This window comes from Bifidobacterium porcinum (assembly GCF_055378475.1).
The window spans coordinates 1636237-1655947 of sequence record NZ_AP029603.1; the positions used below are offsets into that span (position 1 = coordinate 1636237).

The window sequence follows — 19711 nt, forward strand, 5'->3', positions numbered from 1 at the left end:
ACCGCAGGCCGGAACCAACCCGCCGCTTCCTGTGCCGCGTACGCGGCGGGAGGCGAACGGTGTAATCAATTACTGCCCTACCTTACAACCCCTCCTGCCCACATGGCAACACGTCAAACGTTGCACTCGGCCCGCCCAAACCGCGATAGCCACCGGGACACAACGGATTTCAGTCGATATGCACGACCGCATCGGCGTGTCCTACAATCACGAATCCCGTTGCTCGCCCCGACTGGCAAGCAGTAGCCGGCAGCCATCGGGGGCATCCATGGCAATGACCACGATATGTACGGGGGATGTCGGCAATCCACCCGATTGGCTACCCTAGCAAGCATGAGCAATACAGTAACAATTCCCGAATCCATGCTTCCACGGGACGGTCGGTTCGGCTCCGGTCCGAGCAAAATCCGCCCTGAGCAGGTGCAGGCTCTCGACGCCGGCGCCACCAAGCTGCTCGGCACCTCCCACCGCCAGGCGCCGGTCAAGCAGCTCGTCGGGTCCATTCGCGAGGGTCTTGCTCAGTTCTTCACCATCCCCGACGGGTATGAAGTCGTTCTTGGCAACGGCGGCGCGACCGCGTTCTGGGATATGGCGTGTGCTTCGCTCATCACCCGCAAGGCGGCCTTCGGCGTATACGGCTCTTTCAGCGAGAAGTTCGCCATCGAGGCCGACAAGACCCCGTTCCTTGAGAAGCCGGAGATTTTCCGCTCGGAACCGGGAACCTATCGACTCCCCGAGCTCACCGAGTACGTGGACACCTACTGCTGGGCTCATAACGAAACCTCAACAGGCGTGGCCACACCGGTCAAGCGGATCCCCGGCAGCGTTGAACAGGGCGCCATCACCTTGGTGGACGCAACCAGCGGTGCCGGCGTCCTGCCGGTCGACATCTCCCAGACCGATGCCTATTACTTCTCCCCTCAGAAGGCGTTCGGCTCCGACGGCGGCCTGTGGATCGCCATCCTCTCCCCCGCTGCCATCGAACGCGCGTATGCGCTGGAGGAAAGCACGAAGCTCGAGGGCGCGCGGCGCTGGGTTCCCGCCTTCCTGTCCCTGAAATCCGCAATCGACAACTCCCGCAAGGATCAGACGCTCAACACGCCGTCCGTGGCCAACCTGATCATGCTGGAAAACCAGATCCGTTGGCTCAACGACAACGGCGGGCTGGCATGGGCCCACGCCCGGTGCGCGAAATCCGCGTCGCTGCTGTACCAGTGGGCGGAACGCAGCGAATACGCACACCCCTTCGTCGAGGACGAATCCGCCCGGTCCACCGCGACCGTGACCATCGATCTGGATGATGCAATCAGCGCCAAGCAGGTCATCCAGGCGCTTCGCGACAACGGAATCGTCGATACCGGCGGATACCGCAAGCTCGGACGCAACCAGCTGCGCATCGGCGTCTTCCCGTCGGTCGAACCGTCCGATATCGTGGCGCTCACCAAGTGCGTCGACTACATCGTCGAGCACCTGTAATCGGCGATTCATCCGATGCCCCTGACTGCCTACGTCTGCCGTGGTGCGGGCGTAGGCAGTTTTGTTTTTCATGGAATCGGGATATAGCAGGAACCGAAACACGAAACCAGAAAACGAAACCGGAACGTCGTACCGGAATCTCAATATCTCGCAAAATACGCCGATGCGGCGAGATATTGAGAAAAACATCTGAATAACTCGCGGTTTCGCAAATATCGAGAGATTTTGAGATTTCACAACGCACCCCGCACATGCCACAGCGCTTTCAAAGCCTGGAATTTCAACGTTTTACGGCAGCTGCCCAACGGAAACGGCACATACGGAATCTGAAAAAATCTCGATATAGCGGCGTTAAAAGAGATTATGAGACTTTTCTCTGAAAATCTCGACAATTCCACGCTGTCGTCGAGATTTTCAGATTTTCTCTGTCTGGCAGCCGACGACAGCACCACAAGACGCGTCACACCTGCGTCGTCGCCATGAGGAAGGAACCACCGACCAGGCCATCCCGACCAACTTGGCCATCTCGACCGGCCACGCTTTCGCCTTCATCCCCGGCGGATTCCACAGTGACCCACCCTTCGCAGGCGGGCACGAACACCGCCTGCCCGGCGGAAAGTACGCGGGATTCCTGTTCGCTGGAGCATCGCACCATCCCATGGGTACACAACACGATACGCGGCTTGTTGCGCCCCTGATTCACACGTCCCAAGGTCAGCTGCCGCAACAACGCGCCATAGCGCCGATGAACCCTGTCCATCACCGGCCACGCCTGGGTGTGCGGACCGGTGGTGCCGTACGCCAGCATGAACTGATCGATATGCGGCCGGTACACAATGAGGTTGCCATCACGCGTCGCCATGTCCCCGAACTGCGCATCGGCAGGATCCACCGGGGCTCCGGGCTGACAGTTGAGCGTGTGCAGCAACCGTGGAATGTCCTTATGTTTCACGGTCATTCCCGCCCTGAGCACGTTGTCTGAATTGTTCATGATTTCAGCGGCCGTGCCATGGATGTACGCGTGCGGGGTCCCAGCAGGGATGAACACGGATTCACCCTCCTGAAGCGAGACCGGATTGAGCATCAGCAATGTCAGCACGCTGGGATCTGCGGGAAACGCCTCGGCGGCGGCGAGCGCATGCCGGAACGCGAGTCGGGAGACAGGATCGCTGACACGCAGCGAGGCATATCGCAACTGCGCTTGCAGGTCGTCCGTCGGCGGAGCGGTAATCGCTGTATAGAAGGCACGGAAAATGCGTCGACGTGAATCAGGCCAGACCATCGAGGACACCGGCATCATCGCATCGGCCTGCTCGAATCCCTCCGGTGTCTGCCCGATGCGCATGGTCCGTTCGGTCAACGCTTCGACCATGCGCGATGCGAGCGGATGGCCGACCATGCTGAGATTACGTAACATGAAGCGGATGGTGCCGAAGCCGACGGAAGCGTGGAACGGCTCTAGGGCGACGACCATCTCGCTTTTCGCTTCGGCGTCATGGAACGAGCGTTCCGGGGCGTCCATCGCTATACCTTGCGCGTTTTGAGCGTTGAACCCTGCGCGCGCTTCAAAATCCACGGGATGCACCTGCAGCGACAGAGGGATACGTGCAGCGATGATTTTGAACAGGAAGGGCAGTTCCGGACCGAACTGCTCGGATACGCGCCGCCCGACCATTGCTTCAGGATGGTCTCGAATCGCCTGCGGCACCGTGGTGCACGAACCGTCCGGGGCTTCAAGCCGCGAGGGCGACTGCGGGTGCCCGCTGAACCACATTTCGGCGAGCGGCTGGCCGTCGTCCAGCATCTGCGCAGGAAGCTCGTCGGCGAACAGGGTTTGCAGACGGCTGTAGGATCCCCACGCATAGCGCTTTGGGACTGGACGTATCACATACACGGCTGTGGCAATCCTTTCTTCCGGCGAACAACATCTTATAAGGTTACCCCGCACGTTATGGTAATGGTATGAAGTTGGCTCCGATTTTTGATCCGGCGGCCCGTAGGCCGTCGCCCAAGCCCGTGCGTGTCGACCTGAGAAAAGTGTTCCTCATTGGTACGGCGGTGTGGATGGCGGCATTGATTGTGTGCGCTATGCTCCTCGCCTTGCATGTGCCCGCACTCAAGGAGCTGGTCGTATGCGTCGCCGGCGTGCTCGTCGGAATCATCCTGCTTGTCTGGGAGCATTTCGACCGTTGGGATTATCGCAGGCTCGGAAAATAGTTGCTACGCCACCTTCCCGCTGTCGCAGCGGCGCTAGCGCGAACCGGTAACCAAGGCGCAGGAAAATCACGTATCACGAACATCACTGGTATCCGTGCGCCCCGGGTGCCTTGAGCATCCACAGATTACGGCGCCTGGCCTGCCCGCTTGGGTCAGGTTCACAGATTCAGACTGTCACTATGTCCTGCGCAAGCGGCAGCGACATCGTAAACGTGCTCCCCTGCCCGGGAACGCTCCATACCGTCACGTTGCCGTGATGGGTCAGCGCCACATGTTTGACAATCGCAAGCCCCAGACCGATGCCATGCTCGGTTCGCTCGTTCTGCTCGCTGCCACGATAGAAACGCTCGAACACGCGCTCTTGTTCGGCCTTCGGTATGCCACACCCGCGGTCGATGACGCTGACAGACGCGTTCCCGCCATCCTGCGAGCGCTTGACCGAGACCGCGACCGTCGAGCCTTGAGGGGAATACCCGATAGCGTTTTCGATGAGCTTGCCTACCGCGGCCTTGATCTGATCGGATTCGCCGTTGATATCAAGACTGTCGTCTCCGGACAGCTCGAGCTGCACTCCGGCTTGCTGCGCCTGCCCGAGATGGGATTGCACGACATCGCGCAGCTGGTCCATGACATTGATCCGGTTATGGCTCGAAGGGGTGACGGGTTCCTGCGAGCGGATGAGCAGCAGCAAATCGGAAACCATATGCTCCATGTGTTTGCACGCGCGTCTCACTTCGACGGCCTGCCGCTTGACCGACTCACGGTCAAGATCATCATGCTCCAGCGAATCCGCAAGACGCTCCAACGCTTGCGAAGGCTCGATGAGCTGTTCAGAAACGTTCTGGATGAAGGATTCGCGGACTTGGCTGAACCGGATTGATTCGCTGACGTCATCCAGCAGCACGACGACGAAACGCGAGTTGATTCTGCCGACGGTGACTTTCAGCCAATTCGGACGCGATACGCCGTTGATGACCCGGACCTGTTGCAATCCAGCCTCCTGTGCCGACTCCCCTTTCGGTCCGACGATACGCTGTGGAACGGTCTGTGTGGTGATATCCAGCTGTTTGCGCCCGCCGGCGCTGCGCACTTCATGGACTGCCGCGAGGATATCTTCGTTGCACAACGACTCGTCCCGTACCACACCGAGCGTATACGCGGCGGAGCTCGCCCTAATGACGTCATCGTGGTCGTCTACCACGGCAGATGCAACCGGAATCATCGCCAAAAGCGCTTGCGTGGAATCCTCAAGGTCTTCCACGTCTTGCCGCCCCTGCCGCTGGTCCGTGCGATGTCCCAGCCTCAGAAAACCGCCTTGTGGGTGGGAGGTGAGCCGCCGCAACGGATTGACCCCATGATGAATATCGTTCAACGTCACGGCGATGACGGCAGCCACACAGGCGGCGATCGTCACCGCGACCACGCAATACCATACAGTCCAACATGAACCCATGCGGCCATTGTCGCACAGTTTGCTGTGGCGATGCCACACCGAGACGGCACTAAGATGAACCGCAGATGAACGGTTACATGAATTCTGCACGAACCATCGTCAACTACGTCCAGCTGATGTGGCATTCCGCACGTGTTGCGAATAGACTGGGAGGAGTGGCGACTGCGGCAACAGCATCCGATGAGCAATAAGGAAGCGTGCGCGACCGCTCACGCAGCGAATGGAATAATCCCGGAAAGGCAGAGCAATGCGCGTTATTTTCAATGAGGAGATGAAAGCCGTCGCCGACGATCTCGATCGTATGGCGCAAGACGTCCGCAAGGCGATCAACGGCGCTGGGGATGCGCTGATGAACGCGGATATCGACAAGGCTCAGGCGGTTATTGACGGCGATATCGAGATCGATGCTTTGGAGTCCAGCATCCTTGACCAGTGCGTGAGGCTGCTGGCCAAGCAAAACCCGGTGGCGACCGATTTGAGAGTCGTCGTCTCTACCTTGCGCCTGGCTTCGACTTTTGAGCGCATGGGCGATCTGGCCCGGCATATCGCGGAGGCTGCCCGTCGCGCCTATCCGCAGAATGCGTTGCCAGAGGAGTCCCGTGAGATCTTCACGCAGATGGTTGCGTTCCTACGCAACACGGCTGACCGCATTGTGGACATGCTCGCGGACAGGGATACGAAGATCGCGGAGAACATCATCCTCGATGACGACAAGCTTGACCAACTGCACCATCAGACCTTTGAACTGGTGCTCTCTGATCAGTGGAACGGCACGAAGCAGCAGCTCATCGATGTGGTGCTGATCGGTCGCTTCCTCGAGCGGCTCGGCGATCACGCGGTGTCCGCTGCGCGGCGCGTGGTGTACATCGTGTCCGGCTTCGATCCGAGCAAGGACCCCGGCCGCGACGAAGACACGCCCGTCGTTGGCCTGTGACCGAAACCGCTGAACAGCGGGTGCCGTCAATCAGATTCTGAAACAGGCAGGCCTGCGTCTCATATGGGGGCGCGGGCCCGCCTGTTATTTTTTGCGTGGCTGCGCGTACGTACAGCTGCGCACGTATAGCTTTGTTGGTACCTTTCCCGCTACCGTTTCCTATCGTCGCCCCAGCGGAATGCAAGTGCCCGCGCCGCCTGATATAGGCGACGCGGGCACTTGCGAAAGAATTCAGGCCTATGCCTGCAAACCGGACTACTTGCCCTGGTTGGCGACAGCGGCGGCACCGGCAGCGGCAGCCTCAGGATCGAGGTACTCGCCACGCGGCTTAATCGGCTTGAAGTTCTCGTCCAGCTCGTACAGCAGCGGGATGGCGGTCGGGATGTTGACCTTGGCGATCTCTTCTTCCGACAGGCCGTCAAGCATCTTGACGATGGCGCGCAGAGAGTTGCCGTGAGCAGCAATCAGAACCGTCTTGCCAGCCTTGAGCTCGGGCTCGATGGCGGACTTGAAATACGGCTCGACGCGCTTGACGACATCGGCCAGGCACTCGGCTTCCGGAACCGGATCGCCGGTGTAGCGCGGATCATGGTTCTGCGCATACTCGTCGTTCGGATCGATCTCTGGCGGCGGGGTGGCATAGGAGCGGCGCCACAGCATGAACTTCTCGTCGCCGTATTCCTCGCGGATAGCCTTCTTGTTCTTGCCCTGCAGCGCACCGTAGTGACGCTCGTTCAGGCGCCAGCTGCGCTGGACAGGAATCCACAGGCGATCGGCTTCGTCAAGCGCGTAATTCGCAGTGTTGATGGCGCGACGCAGCAGGGAGGTGAACACGATATCCGGAAGGACGTTCTTCTCCTTGAGCAGCTGGCCACCACGCTTGGCTTCCTCGACGCCCTGCTCGGTCAGCGGGACATCCACCCAGCCGGTGAACTGATTGGTCTTGTTCCATGCGCTCTGACCATGTCGGAGCAGTACTAGTTTGTAAGTCATGGTCCCAGTCTAGCGCCTCGGCCTCCCAAATGCGGCCCTCTTGCGCGAAGTGCGGACACGGCCGCCCTCATCCGTTGCGCGACCATGCTCCAGCGCGTGGGTTACACCAGAAACGCAGCCGCTGCAAAGACCAGCGAGACCGACAGAGAACCAAGCACGCACAGGGGCAGGGCACGTCGGTAGTCGACGCGGCTAATCGCATCGCAGGCGGCTATCTGGACGATGCACATGAACACGCACACCGCAGTGATGACAGGAACCGACACGAACCATCCGGCGACTTGGGCAATCGCAAGAATCGAGGCCGCAACCAACAGCGCATCGGCGAACACCGTACCCCACGTGCGGCCAAGCGCGGTCATCCATGTATGTTTGCTATGCGCGCGGTCGGATTCGATATCGCGCAGATTATTCACGCACAATACGGCGACCGCGACCAGTCCGTTCGCGGTTCCCGCGCACAAGGCGCCCGCCGTGACGCGGCCGGACAGCGCAAACATCGTCCCGCATGCCGCCACGAGCCCAAAGAACACAAAGACGAAGACCTCACCCAGATAGTGATACCCGTACGGGTGACTTCCCCCCACGTAACACCAGCCGGCAATCAGTGACGCCGCGCCGACCGCGATGAACCACCAGTACCCGGTCAGCGCGCATATCGCAAGGCCGCAGATACAAGCGAGCGCCGCGTTCACGCCTGCAGCGAACAACACGTGTCTGGGAACAACGCCGGAAGCGACTAGGCGGGTTGGCGCACGCACCGCAGCTTGCTCATCGGCCGCATGTCCAGCCGCACCTGCGGCATCCCGGTGCTCATCGGTACCGCGGATGCCATCCGAGTAATCATTCGCGAAATTCGCCGCAATCTGCAGGAACAACGCCACACCCATGCACAACAGCATCACCGCAAGGAACCGCGAATCATACGGCACGCCGGACACACTGGCGACAGCGGCGCCGGTGATGACCGGAGCCACCGCCAATGGCAGCGTTTTCGGCCGGGCTCCACGAATCCAATCCGCGAATCTCATCTCTCTCATACCTCCTCCCTACTCCTTTGCTCTGACGAAATCGCCGATCAACAGGCCATCAACTATATCCGTTGCGGCCGCACGAGGCAATGGTGCAAGCCACGAAAACAGCACGCATTGTGTGAGAATCCGCTCACACAACGGCACCTTGATGAGCGGCGCCTGAGGCAATCGGCACGACAGACCGTCACCATGCGAGGATTCACTCACACAGTGAGGGCTCGAACGCGAAAATCACACGCCGCCAGCCCCAACACCCGCCGCCGTGCGAGGATTCACTCACACAACGGCACCTTGTCTTGCCGAACCAAGCGTCCTCAGCACCCGCATGCCGAGTTTTGTGAGGATCGGCTCACACCATGAACCCTTGGAATCAGCCGTCAGATGACCGGCCGACAACCCTGTATTGCAAATCAGCAGTCGCCCTGACTCCCTGACGAAAATAAGATACTCACGAGTATTAATCAGACGAAAATCGCATCCGCAGCATTGCAATCACCAGTCATTTTCCAACGCTGTGGATTCAATTTCCCGTAAAGACAACAACATTGTTGTTCCCAAACTGGTGACGCTAAGTCCATCGTCGGCATAACCAATTTGGGAATCTGGGCAATGCCCAGCAATCGACACATTGGTGCCGGTTCAGAATCCTCGAGAATCCTCAAGAATCCTGAGCCGGCACCGATGCTTGGAAACCCGGAAACCCGCCAAACCTGGGGTTCGGGAACCCGGATGACTTACTTAAATGACTTACTGAAGGTTCAGCGGCTTGGTCAGCGGGAAGGTGATCGTTTCACGGATGGTCGCGCCGGTCAGCGCGATGAGCAGACGGTCGATGCCCATACCGGTACCGCCGGCCGGCGGCATACCCACACCGAGCGCCTCGAGGAAGTCCTCGTCGATATCCATGGCCTCGACATCGCCGGCGAGCGCGTCTTTGGCCTGGGCGACGAACCGTTCGCGCTGGACCACGGGATCGTTGAGCTCGGAGTAGCCAGTCGCCAACTCGAAACCGCGCACGTACAAATCCCACTTCTCCACCACGCCGGGCTTTGAACGGTGGGACTTGACCAGCGGGCTGGTCTCCACCGGGAAGTCGCGTACGAAGGTCGGCTCGTACAGCTTGTCCTCGTAGAAGTGCTCCCACAGGTGCTCAACCAGCTTGCCGTGGTTCTCCACGTCGTCGCGTTCCACACCGAGCTTGTCGGCGATCTTGCCCAGGTGCTCGACTGACGTGCCCGGATTGTCCGGCCCGCCGTTCGGAACGATTTCCTCGCCCAGCGCCTCGGAGAGCGAATCGTACATGCTGATGGTCTTCCATTCGCCACCGAAATCGTATTCCTCACCGTTGAGCAGCGTGACCTTCGTGCTGCCGAAGGCGTCAAGAGCGGACTTGACGATGAGCTCCTTGACCAGCGCGGCGATCGTGTCGTAATTGCCGTACGCCTGATAGGCCTCGAGCATGGTGAATTCGGGGGCGTGCGTGGCGTCGACACCTTCGTTACGGAAATCGCGGTTGATTTCGAACACACGGTCGATACCGCCCACGAGGCAGCGCTTGAGGAACAGTTCCGGAGCGATGCGCAGATACAGGTCGATATCGAAGGCGTTCATATGCGTGGTGAACGGGCGTGCCGCGGCGCCGCCGTGCACGGTCTGCAGCATTGGCGTTTCTACCTCGAGGAAGTCATGGCCTTCGAAGGTGTGACGCAGCGAGGAGACCACGGTGGAACGCTTACGCACCATATCGCGAATGCGTTCGTCGGCGATCATGCCGATGTACGGCTTGCGGGTGCGCGTGTCGTCGCTCAGCTCCTTATGCAGGGCAGGCAACGGCTGCAGGGCCTTCGCCGCGATACGCCATTCGCTGGCGAAGACGGACAGTTCGCCGGTCTTCGAAGCGATGACGCGGCCCTTGAGGAACAGGTGGTCGCCCAAATCGACCATCTGCTTGAACTGCTTCAAGGAATCCGCGCCGATCTCCTTCTTGGAGATCATGCCTTGGATGGCGGTGCCGTCGCCTTGGGCGAGCTTGACAAAGCACAGGCCGCCGCCGTTGCGCAGGAAAAGCACGCGACCGGCGATGCCGACGACATCCTGCGTCTCGTCACCGGCGTTGAGCTTGCCGTCGTACTTGGCACGTACCTCGCCGATGGTGGCGGTCACATCGACATGGACCGGGTACGGCTGCACACCTTCCTTGAGCATGAGCGCGCGCTTGGCGACACGCATCTGAACCTGCTCGGGATGTGCGAGCGGGCCGAATTCCTTGTTACTCGGGTCAATTGCCTCGTCAAGGCTCTTGCCTTCATCGATATTGGAGCGGATCTTCTTGTCCTGTTCCAGCAGAAGTTCTGCGTGTTCGACGGTCGTCATGACCGGCGCGTCTTCAGTATGCTGGGTATGCTGTTCCGCGGCGTCTTCCGCGGATTGTTCAGGGTTCGTCATGCACCCCAGTGTATCGAAGTGCCAATACACAACGCGACACACCGATTTGGCATTGTTCTGCAATTGCTGTATAGTAACGGACGTTGCCAAAACGGGCTGTAGCGCAGCTTGGTAGCGCGCTTCGTTCGGGACGAAGAGGCCGCGGGTTCAAATCCCGCCAGCCCGACCATCAAAGGCCAAATCATTGGAATCCCAGTGGTTTGGCCTTTCTTTTTTCGGTCGATAGGCCGACATGCTTGTCCGGCTTCCCATTCCGCAAACTGCCTACGCCGGGAGAGTCGCCAGCGTAACCAGTTTGTAGAGTGACGGTCGAAACAGGGCCACGTGTTCCTGCGGGAGTTCATCACGAAAACCCGCATCCCGCGGTGTTCTCCCGCTCCTCCCCGCGCAACATCCGGCAAGATGAATCACAGGTGAACGCATGAGGAATTGGTACCAACTTCCGCCTGTGGGACAGTACCAACCCGGCAATCGGCCCCGTGCGAGGGTCAGGATGATGCCAACGGATGCAAACGTTGCCAACGCTGCCGGTGCCGAAGCAGCAACAGTCCAGCCGACCATGCTGCAAACCTATCCAACACCGGGCCGACGGTCTGCGATAAAGGAGCACACACGCCATGGAGCACGACGACCAGAACAGTCCTCGACCGTTCACTCCGGCATTCCCGGCAGACAATTCCTTTGACGGTATCAGCTTCGACGCGGCAGGAACCTACCAAGGAGATTCCTCGGCTTCACCGACGACCATGACGCAACCACCCGATGATGCGGCTGTACCATCATGTGCTCGGACCGGGCAAGTATCTCAAGGACTACAGCGACTTAAGCGAACGCGGCACCACGAAGGACGCCCAACTTTACGGCTGGAACCTCGCGTATGCAGTGGCGCTCGGTCAGGCGAAAGGCGAGCTCGCGTCGGTCGATCGCGTCGTGTGGAAGTCCTTCGGCTCCACCGCACAGAGCGAACCCGTGGGCCGTCACGCATCTGCCAGCTCCAAAGAACCTGACCCCTTCGATAACTTGCGACGGTTGGGAATCCCAATCAATATCACAACGGAAGAGCTGAACCACAAGATAGACAACGTGGTTGTACAGACCGCGGAAAAACACGGTATCAAGACGGCGGCGTACAACAGCGATCGCGAAGCGTATGCTGCTCTAGTATCGGAAGCGACAGAGCCCAGGCCCGATGACAATATGGCGCAGAAGTCGGTAAGGGCTTACGTGCGTTGGCTCAATGAGGAATTGGAGAAGCGGGACCATGACGAATCTTAATGATTTGGCGCACACCCATGATGACGACGATATGACCGGCGGCGATGCCATCCCTGGGCGCGGCAGTATGACCGGCGATGGCACGGATTCTACGCCGGCGCCGGACGCGTTGATGGCGGCGCTCAAGGCGGCGAATAATCCTGCTGCGTTGTTCGGCGCAAGGCCGTGCACCGCAGCCGATGACGAAGATGCTGAAACCCCGGATGATGCCGAAAACCGGAATGACAACGATTCCAACGATTCCGGCAATCACGCCTCAGACAGCCATCACCCCCGATTTGACGTAGACACGTTCCTCGCCGGTCTGGACGCCATCTATGACAAGCATCGCGCGGGTCAAGACGCCGAAGCCTACTTGCAACAGGCAATGACCGATGCCGAAAACGCCGGTGACAACGCCGGATTGCTGACCGTCCTCAATGAAACGATGGGATTCTACCGTTCCCAGGGACGGCACGAGGACAACCAGTGGATTGTGCAACGGGCGCTCGAACTGGGCATCCGCATGGGAATCGCCGGCAACGAGTCGTGGACGACGACGCTTGTCAACGCCGCCACCGCCATGCGCGCCGCACGGCAATACAACCAAGCGGAAGACCTGTACCGCCAAGCGCTTGACAACGCGAAAACAACCTACGGACCCCGCGACAGGCGGCTCGCCGCGCTGCATAACAACCTGTCCATGCTCTACAGCGAGACGAACCGTCTGGGCGAGGCGCGCGACCAGCTCGTGCAGGCAATGGGCATCCTCGAGAATTCGGGCGCGGACCGACACACGGACCCCGACATCGCATCCACCTACGTCAATCTTGCGCTGGTCGAACTGGAATTGTGGCATGAGGCGTGCAAGAACGAGGCCGCGGGCAGGAGCGAAGCGAATGCGCAATCCCCTGCCGTGTTACTTGACCAAGCCGACGACGACGCTCAGCATGCGTTGACAATCTACGATGAAGGCGATCTGACCCACAGCGCGCATTATGCTTCCGCACTGGCTGCTGCGGCACAGGTACGTTTCATGCACGGCGCATTCGCAGATGCCGCTGCCTTGTATGGCAAGGCGCTCGACGTCATCGCCGAATGCTACGGCACCGACACGGAGTATTACCGGACCACCAGCGAGAATCTCCAAGCCGCCAAAGACGCGCTTGCAGAGCAATCGACATCCGCCGCACATGCCGTCGATTCGGCAGCGCAAGGGCAACAGGATGCCCGGCCCAACCACCGGCACGCCGGCAAGCGGAACATCACTTCGGACAGTGCGGATCTCAAACCGGAAATTACCGGTCTGCAACTGGCTCGGCGCACTTGGGCGGAATTCGGCAAGCCGCTAATCGCGGAACGTTACCCGGAGTATCAAGGTCGCATCGCCGCCGGATTGGTCGGACATGGCTCGGAATGCTACGGTTTTGACGATTTGCTCTCCCGCGACCATGATTTCGGCCATGGCTTCTGCCTGTGGCTGACCGACGGGGATTACGAGCGGATCGGCGAGCGCTTGCAAGCGGACTACGATGCCTTGCCGGAGCGATTCCTCGGGTTCGGACCGCGTCAGACCACACCGCGAGCGCAAGGTGCTGGCAGGCGGGTGGGAGTATTCCGTATCGGTGACTTCTTCGAATCCCTGACCGGATACCGCCAAGCCCCTAGTGCCAATCATCCGCATGAATGGCTGATGCTGGACGAGGCGACTCTCGCCACGGCGACCAACGGCCAGGTGTTCGCCGACCCGCTGGGCGCATTCTCCAAGACTCGCCAAGGTTTCAAACTCATGCCTGACGATGTGCGGTTGTCGCTGATTTCGCGCCGATTGGGCATGATCAGCCAAGCCGGGCAATACAATCTGCCCCGGATGCTGCGCCGCGGTGATGGCAGCGCGGCGTGGCTGTCCATCAGCGAATTCGCGGACGCGGTCTCCTCGCTGGTGTTCCTGATCAACACGCCGGTTTCTGCCGGATACGCACCCTATTACAAGTGGCGATTCGCCGCCCTGCGCCGTCTCAGCGCCCGCATGGGTACGCGGCTCGCCGGCGTTTGCGAACAGCTGGAACAGGTTCTTCGCCTCTCAAGCGACGCCTGCTATGGCAAAGGGGCATCACCACGTGAAGCCGCCGATGAAATCAGCACTGTGGTCAATGCCATATGCTCGGATATCGTCGCCGAACTCCAACGTGAAGGATTGACGCACAGCAACGAACGCTTCCTCGAATGGCAGCGACCGCATGTCGAGGCGCATATCGTCAGCGATGCCGCCTGTTTGCATAGCATCTAGATGGGAGTTCGACGAACCGCCGGCAATGTGCCGAATGGTCGGCATTCGGCACTGGGCAGTAGGCGGTTCAGCGGCTGCGCGATTGTTTTCCAGCGGTTTCGTCTGCACAGTTGCATCCGTACAGCCCGGTCTGCACAGTCGCGCTCAGCGTGTCGCAATAGCGCCGGCGGCGAATCAGGCCATGCATAGCGGGATGGGCATGCATATCATGGCAAATGTTCGCACTGCGAATCAGATAGAATCCGACAGAAAGAGGATGCCATGTCCCAACAGCCGCCGATGGTCACGGTCCGTGCCGACGATCCGATGGTTGAAACGGTGATTCGGCTGGAATGGGACCAGTTCCAACGCACGGACAATGAAGGCGGCCGGGCGGCATGCCAAGGCAACTGGCCGATGTTCCACGAGATGCGGCTGAGCCAGTTCCTCACCTGGACCCCGGCGCTGCTGGCAAGCTACGAGAACGATTTACGGCAGGCGGACCGCGTCGGGCGCAATCTGGTCACCGAAAAATACGCACGGATGATGGCCTCCACGACGCCTGACATCTACCGCGAACGCATCGAACCGTATATTCCCCGACTTTCCGCGCAACGGGTGGCGCGCCAGGAGCAGGTGATCGCCCGGCAAGTCGCATGGGCGCGCGAATTCGCGGGCCGCTGGCCGGCGCTCGGGGAGGCGATGCGAGTGCTCACCACCGCCGAGGATACGCCTGAGCAGACGTCGTTCGAGACCTATCTGCGCGGCGAATTGGGCACGTATTCGGATACCACTTTCGACGAATACGAGCGTCTGGTGGCGAATATCATCGAGCAAGACGGCAACCTGACCGAGCAGACCGTACGCAACACGGTCCGACTGGAGGGATATGCGGGGCTTGACGAAGCGCAGGCGGCACAGGCGCGACAGGCGACGGCACAGGGCGCGAACAACCAGCAAGGCAGGCAAGAACCGCGCAATCTGCAAGATTCTCCATCCGGTGCGAAGGCATGAAAGGCGACGGGAAACCGGGAAATCAGGACAATCCAAGAATCAGGACAATCCAGACCACGAAGGCAGGAACGGCATTTTGGACACCACAACGGAAGACCATGAAGAACGCGAGACAGCGGCCGGAACCGCAACCACAGGAACCGCAACGGCCGCGGAAACCCGGAAGGAGCGCGGACGTCACCGGCTCATGATCGTCGAAGGCGCAGCACTCGTGGTTCTCATCATCCTCGCTGGCATCGGTTCTGCAATCGGCGCAAACTGGCGGGTGGAACCGTATACGGACCATATCACGGTCGGTTCGTCCAGCACCGCGATCGCGGCGAATGGCCTGTCAACCGCGCAAGAAGGCACCTACAAAGTCAAGACGACGAAACTCACCATCAAACTCACCGACACGGTCAGTGTGAACGCGATCTTGCGCGAACCGATCGGCGCCCCCGGCAAACGCCCCGCGTGCGTGTTCGTGCATGGCGCCGGGACTGGCAAGGCGTCTGAAGTGTACGGCGATATCGCCCCCGCGATGGCGTCCGGGGGCATCGTCACGTTGGTGCCGGACAAGCGGCTGGACAACTATTCATGGACAAGCCGCGACTATCAGGCCATGGCCCGCGACTATCTTGCCTCATGGAAGCTGCTGGCCGGATTGAACGACGTCAACCCCTCGCAGGTGGGCGTGTATGCGGAATCGGAAGGCACGTGGATCGCCACCGTCATGGCGAAACGACAGCCGGATATCGCGTTCATGATCCTCACATCCCCGCCGGTGGTGCCCGGGCGTGACCAGATGGCGATGGCGGCGACCTCGTACGCGACCATCGCGGGCGCGCCTCAAAGCGTGGTCGATGAGCTGCCGACGCTGATCAGCCTTGATTTCTCGCTTGTCGGGCTGGAGTATGCGGATTTCCCGGCACAGGATTATTACTCTGCGCTCACCATGCCGCTGCTCATCAATTACGGGACCATCGACCCGTCCATGCCCATCGAGCAGGGCGCACGCACGCTAATCGATGCAGCGAAACGTAACGGCAATGCGAATGTGACGGTACGGTACTACCCGACGAATCATCAGATGCGTACCGGCTCATCGCTGTCATTGCCCGGATTGCCGTTGGAACAGCATTACACGCATAATCTCGAGGATTGGGCCAACGCCATCGCCGCCGGCGCCACGGCTACGGACTGGGCCACGCCGATGATCGCCGGAAGTCAGCCACATCAACGGTTTGCGGCTCCTTCCAGGACACCGCATGGCATCATCGGGTCGGTTTCTGTGGCGCTCGCGTTGATGGTAGCGCAAATCCTGTGCGTGATCGCCGCTGTCATCGGGGCGGTTGCACTGTGGGTCAGTGGACGACTGCGCGCATCGAGAACGCAGACGCTGATGGGGCATAGTCATCAGTCCGAAGACATGCCGGCGGATACTCCGCACTTCGGGCGCGGCACGGCTCCCCTACTCGCCGCAAGCGTCGTAGTTCCCGTATTGGTCGCCGGCGCACTCGGCTGGTATCTGGTCACGCTCGGGAAAGCGGCGTTGTCGCTGACGAATCGCGCCGACATACTGCGGCCTAGTTGGACGGTGTTGCAAATCGGCGCCGCCACCTGCCTGTTGTTGCTGTTCCTGGTGTTCACCATGGTGATGCGCAATGTCCGCAAATATCCCGACGAGCCGTCTATCGCGACCGGCACCGGGCACGTTATCGTCGCCACGCTCGTGCTCGCCACGTTGGCCCTGTCCATCATCGTATTCATGTTCTGGGGACTGCGATAGCCCGTCCCCCTGTTTCTGCCGACGCTCAGCAAGTCGTCAGCGTCGGCAGAAGCTGGGAGCCCGACAGGGTGTCGGGTTTTGTGGCGGCGTCGCCATGCCATGTGTGTCGCTATGTCACGGGCGACCTTGAGCGTGGCTGGGGATGCGTCAGCCCATCCGGGTCACTATGCTGCGCGTATCGCGCGCGTCACGAGCGATACCGTGTGGAGGGCGATACCGTATTGCGGACGTGGACACGTCGCGTGTTCCCGCGTTGTGCGCTACTTGCGTTCGCGCCGACGGCTGGACACCGCGTTGGTCACCGCCCAAATGATGGCGATGACCACGAGCGTGACCCCGACCGCACCAATGCTGACCGCCGCGGCGACCCACGGATCCACTGCACCGAACGGCCAATTGGGAACCATGCCGGCCATGACAATCGCCACCGCGCCGAGCAAGACCAGCAACACACCGAGCACCACAGTTCCGGCGCTGACGCCCGTCGGGGCTGGGGCATGAATGACAGACGCCGGCTCGACGGGGGCAGTCGCCTCGGCAGACCTGAAGGGTGCGCCCGTGTACATCGGCACGGTGTTGTCGCCGAGCGGATGTGACTGGCGACGCGCCTCATCCGCCACCTGCTGCCGGCGGCGCGCCAACTCATCGAGTGGAATACCACCACGCGGAACGGACGACCCGGACGGTTCATGCGAGTCAGAGGGCTCTGAAGGTTCAGACTGTTCAACCGGTTCAGGCCGCCGGGCCACCGGCTGGGTGGCGTCCTCCCGCGAAACCGCTTGCGGTACAACCTGTGTCTGAGCGGCGTCCATCGAGGAGGTCTGTGGCATGACCTCCGTGCGCGCGGCATCCTCCGGCTCTGCCTGTGGCATGACCTTGGTCTCCGCGACCGGTTCGTCCACGTTGACGTGCCGCATGGTTACGGTTTCGACCGTATCCTGTTCCTTGACTTCACTCATTTCGTACCCTCTTTCTTGGCGTTGTCAGATGAGATGCGGACATACCCCTTGCCGTTGCCCCCGTAGCTCACGCCGACCCATCCCTGAATCGTCGAAGCGTCGATGGTCAGTTCCGGCGTGGATACGAAGTCGAAATCATCGTCATCGTCATAATCATCGTCGTCATCCTCATCATCGCTGTCGCTGTCCGAATCGGACTTCGACGAATGAGAGGATTTGCTGTCAGACCCCGAAGAGGCGGACGGCTCAGGATTGGCCACATGACCTTGATCCGACGCCGACATATCGATGTGCACGCCGTCGTCGAATCCCACCTGGACAAATCGGGAGTCAACCAGCAGATATTCGCCGCCCACTCCGTTGGTGCCCATGTAACCGGCGTGTTTGAACCGGTAGGTGCAGTATTTGGGCAGTTTCACATCCACCTTGACGTCGCTCGCAATAATCCGGTAGGTGCCCGTCGGGCAGTACGACTCATAGTCATGCTCCACGTCGGTCATCTTGTGGGTGCCGTAACGCTCACCGTAATCGCTCAGGTCGATGGTCACCTTGTCGCCGGAATAGCTGTCGCCAACGAAATAGATGCCGTCATTGAGGCGTTTGAGCGTCGTCTTGGTCGCGGTCAGGGTCGTCGAACCGTTGACATCCACCCGTTCGTAGTCTTCCGCCTGCCGGTTGATGTCAGTCAGGCAATACCCGGTGGCGCCCGCGGTGAACACCATGACTACCGTGATGAACACCGACATCCACACCAGCGGGTGCAAGCCGCCGGTACGGCGTCCTTTGGCACCGAGCACGACCAGCAGAACTCCGAGTGCGACGCAGACGCATCCGATCCAACCGGCCGCCGATGCGACCATGCTGACCATTCGGGGTTCGCCATGATGATGGCTCATGACCCAGAACACCATCAGCGCCGCCGACAACAGCACCAGGCCGAACGAGGCGAGCACCACAAGCGGTCCTGCGGGCTTGCGTCGAGTGCGTACCGTGCGAGGTTGCGCGGCTTCGACCGGGCGCGCAGGCTGAGCCACATACCGCTGGTACGGCTGGGGCTGCACCGGCGGGACAGGTCCCTGCCCTTGCATCGGCATCGCAGAACTGCCCGGCATGGGCGCCCCCGGCATCGGCGTTGGAGGCGCAATCGGCCTTACGCGCCCGGAACGATACGTCGTTGCGTTGAACATCACCAAGACCAACGCGAGCGCAACAAGCGAGACCCACCCGGTGATATCCCAACGCCAGCGGTCACTCATCAGCCACGACATGACCGTGCTGACGACGATGAACATAGCGATTGGGGCGAACACCCACTGCCAGCCGTCACCGCCGTGCAGAACATCCTCGGCGATGATATGGCCGTCGTTGGTGACATCCGGCATCAGCAGCCACGCGAAAATGTAGGCATACACGCCGAAACCGCCGAAGAAGGCAAGGATGATGACGATGGCGCGCACCAAGGCGGGACTCCAGCCCAGCCGATGGGCGATACCTGCGCACACACCGCCGATATACCGGTCTTCGGTACGGACAAGGCCGCTTTGTCTGACCCACCCGAAGAACATGTCGCGCCAGTCGCGTTTCGTTGTTTTGTGCGGTTCGGGCTGGCTAGAAGGATACCAGTTGCCGTTGCGGGAGCCGGACTGGTCTGCCGCCGTGGAATTGGCGTATTGGCGTTGGGCGTTGTCGTCACGGCCTTGTTGGCCGCTGTGACCTTGCGCTTCGCCGGGTTGCGGCTGCCATGTAGATTGGGTTGATTGCGCAGATTGCCCAGGCTGCGTTGACTGCGCCGGCTGTTCCGCCGCATCGCCGGGCTGCCGCTGCGGCATCGGCTGTTGCGATTGATCATGTGTATTGCTCATGTCTCCATTACAGCAACCTCCCGCAGCCGAACG

Annotated in this window: 14 protein-coding genes and 1 tRNA gene; 8 read left to right on the forward strand and 7 right to left on the reverse strand. The window is 60.5% G+C overall.

The window, feature by feature from the left end:
• Positions 1-333 precede the first annotated feature (333 nt).
• Complete coding sequence (serC, locus tag ACZ41G_RS06475; RefSeq protein WP_033507604.1) at positions 334-1476, forward strand: phosphoserine transaminase; 1143 nt, start codon at positions 334-336, stop codon at positions 1474-1476.
• A 460-nt stretch (positions 1477-1936) separates the two neighbouring features.
• On the opposite strand, the gene manA is transcribed toward serC, so the two are convergent.
• Complete coding sequence (manA, locus tag ACZ41G_RS06480) at positions 1937-3364, reverse strand: mannose-6-phosphate isomerase, class I (RefSeq protein ID WP_464145010.1); 1428 nt, start codon at positions 3362-3364, stop codon at positions 1937-1939.
• 74 nt (positions 3365-3438) lie between these two features.
• Between manA and ACZ41G_RS06485 the strand changes: the two genes are divergently transcribed.
• Positions 3439-3693: a DUF2530 domain-containing protein gene (locus ACZ41G_RS06485; protein ID WP_015450886.1), complete on the forward strand. Its 255-nt coding sequence runs from the start codon at positions 3439-3441 to the stop codon at positions 3691-3693.
• 166 nt (positions 3694-3859) lie between these two features.
• Here the strand turns inward: ACZ41G_RS06485 and ACZ41G_RS06490 are convergent, their stop codons facing one another.
• On the reverse strand, positions 3860-5146 hold the full coding sequence (locus tag ACZ41G_RS06490; protein ID WP_464145013.1) for a sensor histidine kinase: 1287 nt from the start codon (positions 5144-5146) through the stop codon (positions 3860-3862).
• A 247-nt stretch (positions 5147-5393) separates the two neighbouring features.
• Here ACZ41G_RS06490 and phoU point away from each other — a divergent pair, with 247 nt between their 5' ends.
• Positions 5394-6080 (forward strand): phosphate signaling complex protein PhoU, encoded by a 687-nt coding sequence (gene phoU, locus ACZ41G_RS06495; RefSeq protein WP_441482388.1) that lies wholly within the window; start codon positions 5394-5396, stop codon positions 6078-6080.
• Between the two features lie 255 nt (positions 6081-6335).
• Here the strand turns inward: phoU and ACZ41G_RS06500 are convergent, their stop codons facing one another.
• From ACZ41G_RS06500 to lysS, 3 genes are all read right to left on the reverse strand, one after another.
• Positions 6336-7073 carry a phosphoglyceromutase gene (locus ACZ41G_RS06500; RefSeq protein WP_015450890.1) on the reverse strand — a complete coding sequence of 246 codons (738 nt, stop codon included), beginning with the start codon at positions 7071-7073 and terminating at the stop codon, positions 6336-6338.
• A 101-nt stretch (positions 7074-7174) separates the two neighbouring features.
• Positions 7175-8113, reverse strand: a complete 939-nt coding sequence (gene menA / locus ACZ41G_RS06505; protein ID WP_464145014.1) for a 1,4-dihydroxy-2-naphthoate octaprenyltransferase — start codon at positions 8111-8113, stop codon at positions 7175-7177.
• 741 nt (positions 8114-8854) lie between these two features.
• Entirely contained in the window at positions 8855-10480 is a 1626-nt protein-coding gene (gene lysS / locus ACZ41G_RS06510; protein ID WP_464146251.1) for a lysine--tRNA ligase, read from the reverse strand.
• 164 nt (positions 10481-10644) lie between these two features.
• On the opposite strand from lysS, the gene ACZ41G_RS06515 reads away from it, so the two are divergent.
• The 5 genes from ACZ41G_RS06515 (at position 10645) to ACZ41G_RS06535 (ending at position 16857) form a co-directional block, all read left to right on the forward strand.
• A tRNA-Pro gene (locus tag ACZ41G_RS06515) sits at positions 10645-10721 on the forward strand.
• Positions 10722-11314: 593 nt separating this feature from the next.
• On the forward strand, positions 11315-11827 hold the full coding sequence (locus ACZ41G_RS06520) for a hypothetical protein (RefSeq protein ID WP_464145016.1): 513 nt from the start codon (positions 11315-11317) through the stop codon (positions 11825-11827).
• Positions 11828-11939: 112 nt separating this feature from the next.
• Positions 11940-14096: a DUF4037 domain-containing protein gene (locus tag ACZ41G_RS06525; RefSeq protein ID WP_464146253.1), complete on the forward strand. Its 2157-nt coding sequence runs from the start codon at positions 11940-11942 to the stop codon at positions 14094-14096.
• Between the two features lie 279 nt (positions 14097-14375).
• Positions 14376-15089 (forward strand): DUF4125 family protein, encoded by a 714-nt coding sequence (locus ACZ41G_RS06530; protein ID WP_464146255.1) that lies wholly within the window; start codon positions 14376-14378, stop codon positions 15087-15089.
• Positions 15090-15165: 76 nt separating this feature from the next.
• Entirely contained in the window at positions 15166-16857 is a 1692-nt protein-coding gene (locus tag ACZ41G_RS06535) for an alpha/beta hydrolase family protein (RefSeq protein ID WP_464145018.1), read from the forward strand.
• A gap of 260 nt (positions 16858-17117) precedes the next feature.
• Here the strand turns inward: ACZ41G_RS06535 and ACZ41G_RS06540 are convergent, their stop codons facing one another.
• A complete protein-coding gene (locus ACZ41G_RS06540) occupies positions 17118-17816 on the reverse strand; it encodes a hypothetical protein (protein ID WP_464145019.1) in 699 nt (232 codons plus the stop codon).
• Positions 17813-19678, reverse strand: a complete 1866-nt coding sequence (locus tag ACZ41G_RS06545) for a PspC domain-containing protein (RefSeq protein ID WP_464145020.1) — start codon at positions 19676-19678, stop codon at positions 17813-17815. Before ACZ41G_RS06545 ends, ACZ41G_RS06540 begins: the two co-directional genes overlap by 4 nt.
• Between the last annotated feature and the right edge of the window lie 33 nt (positions 19679-19711).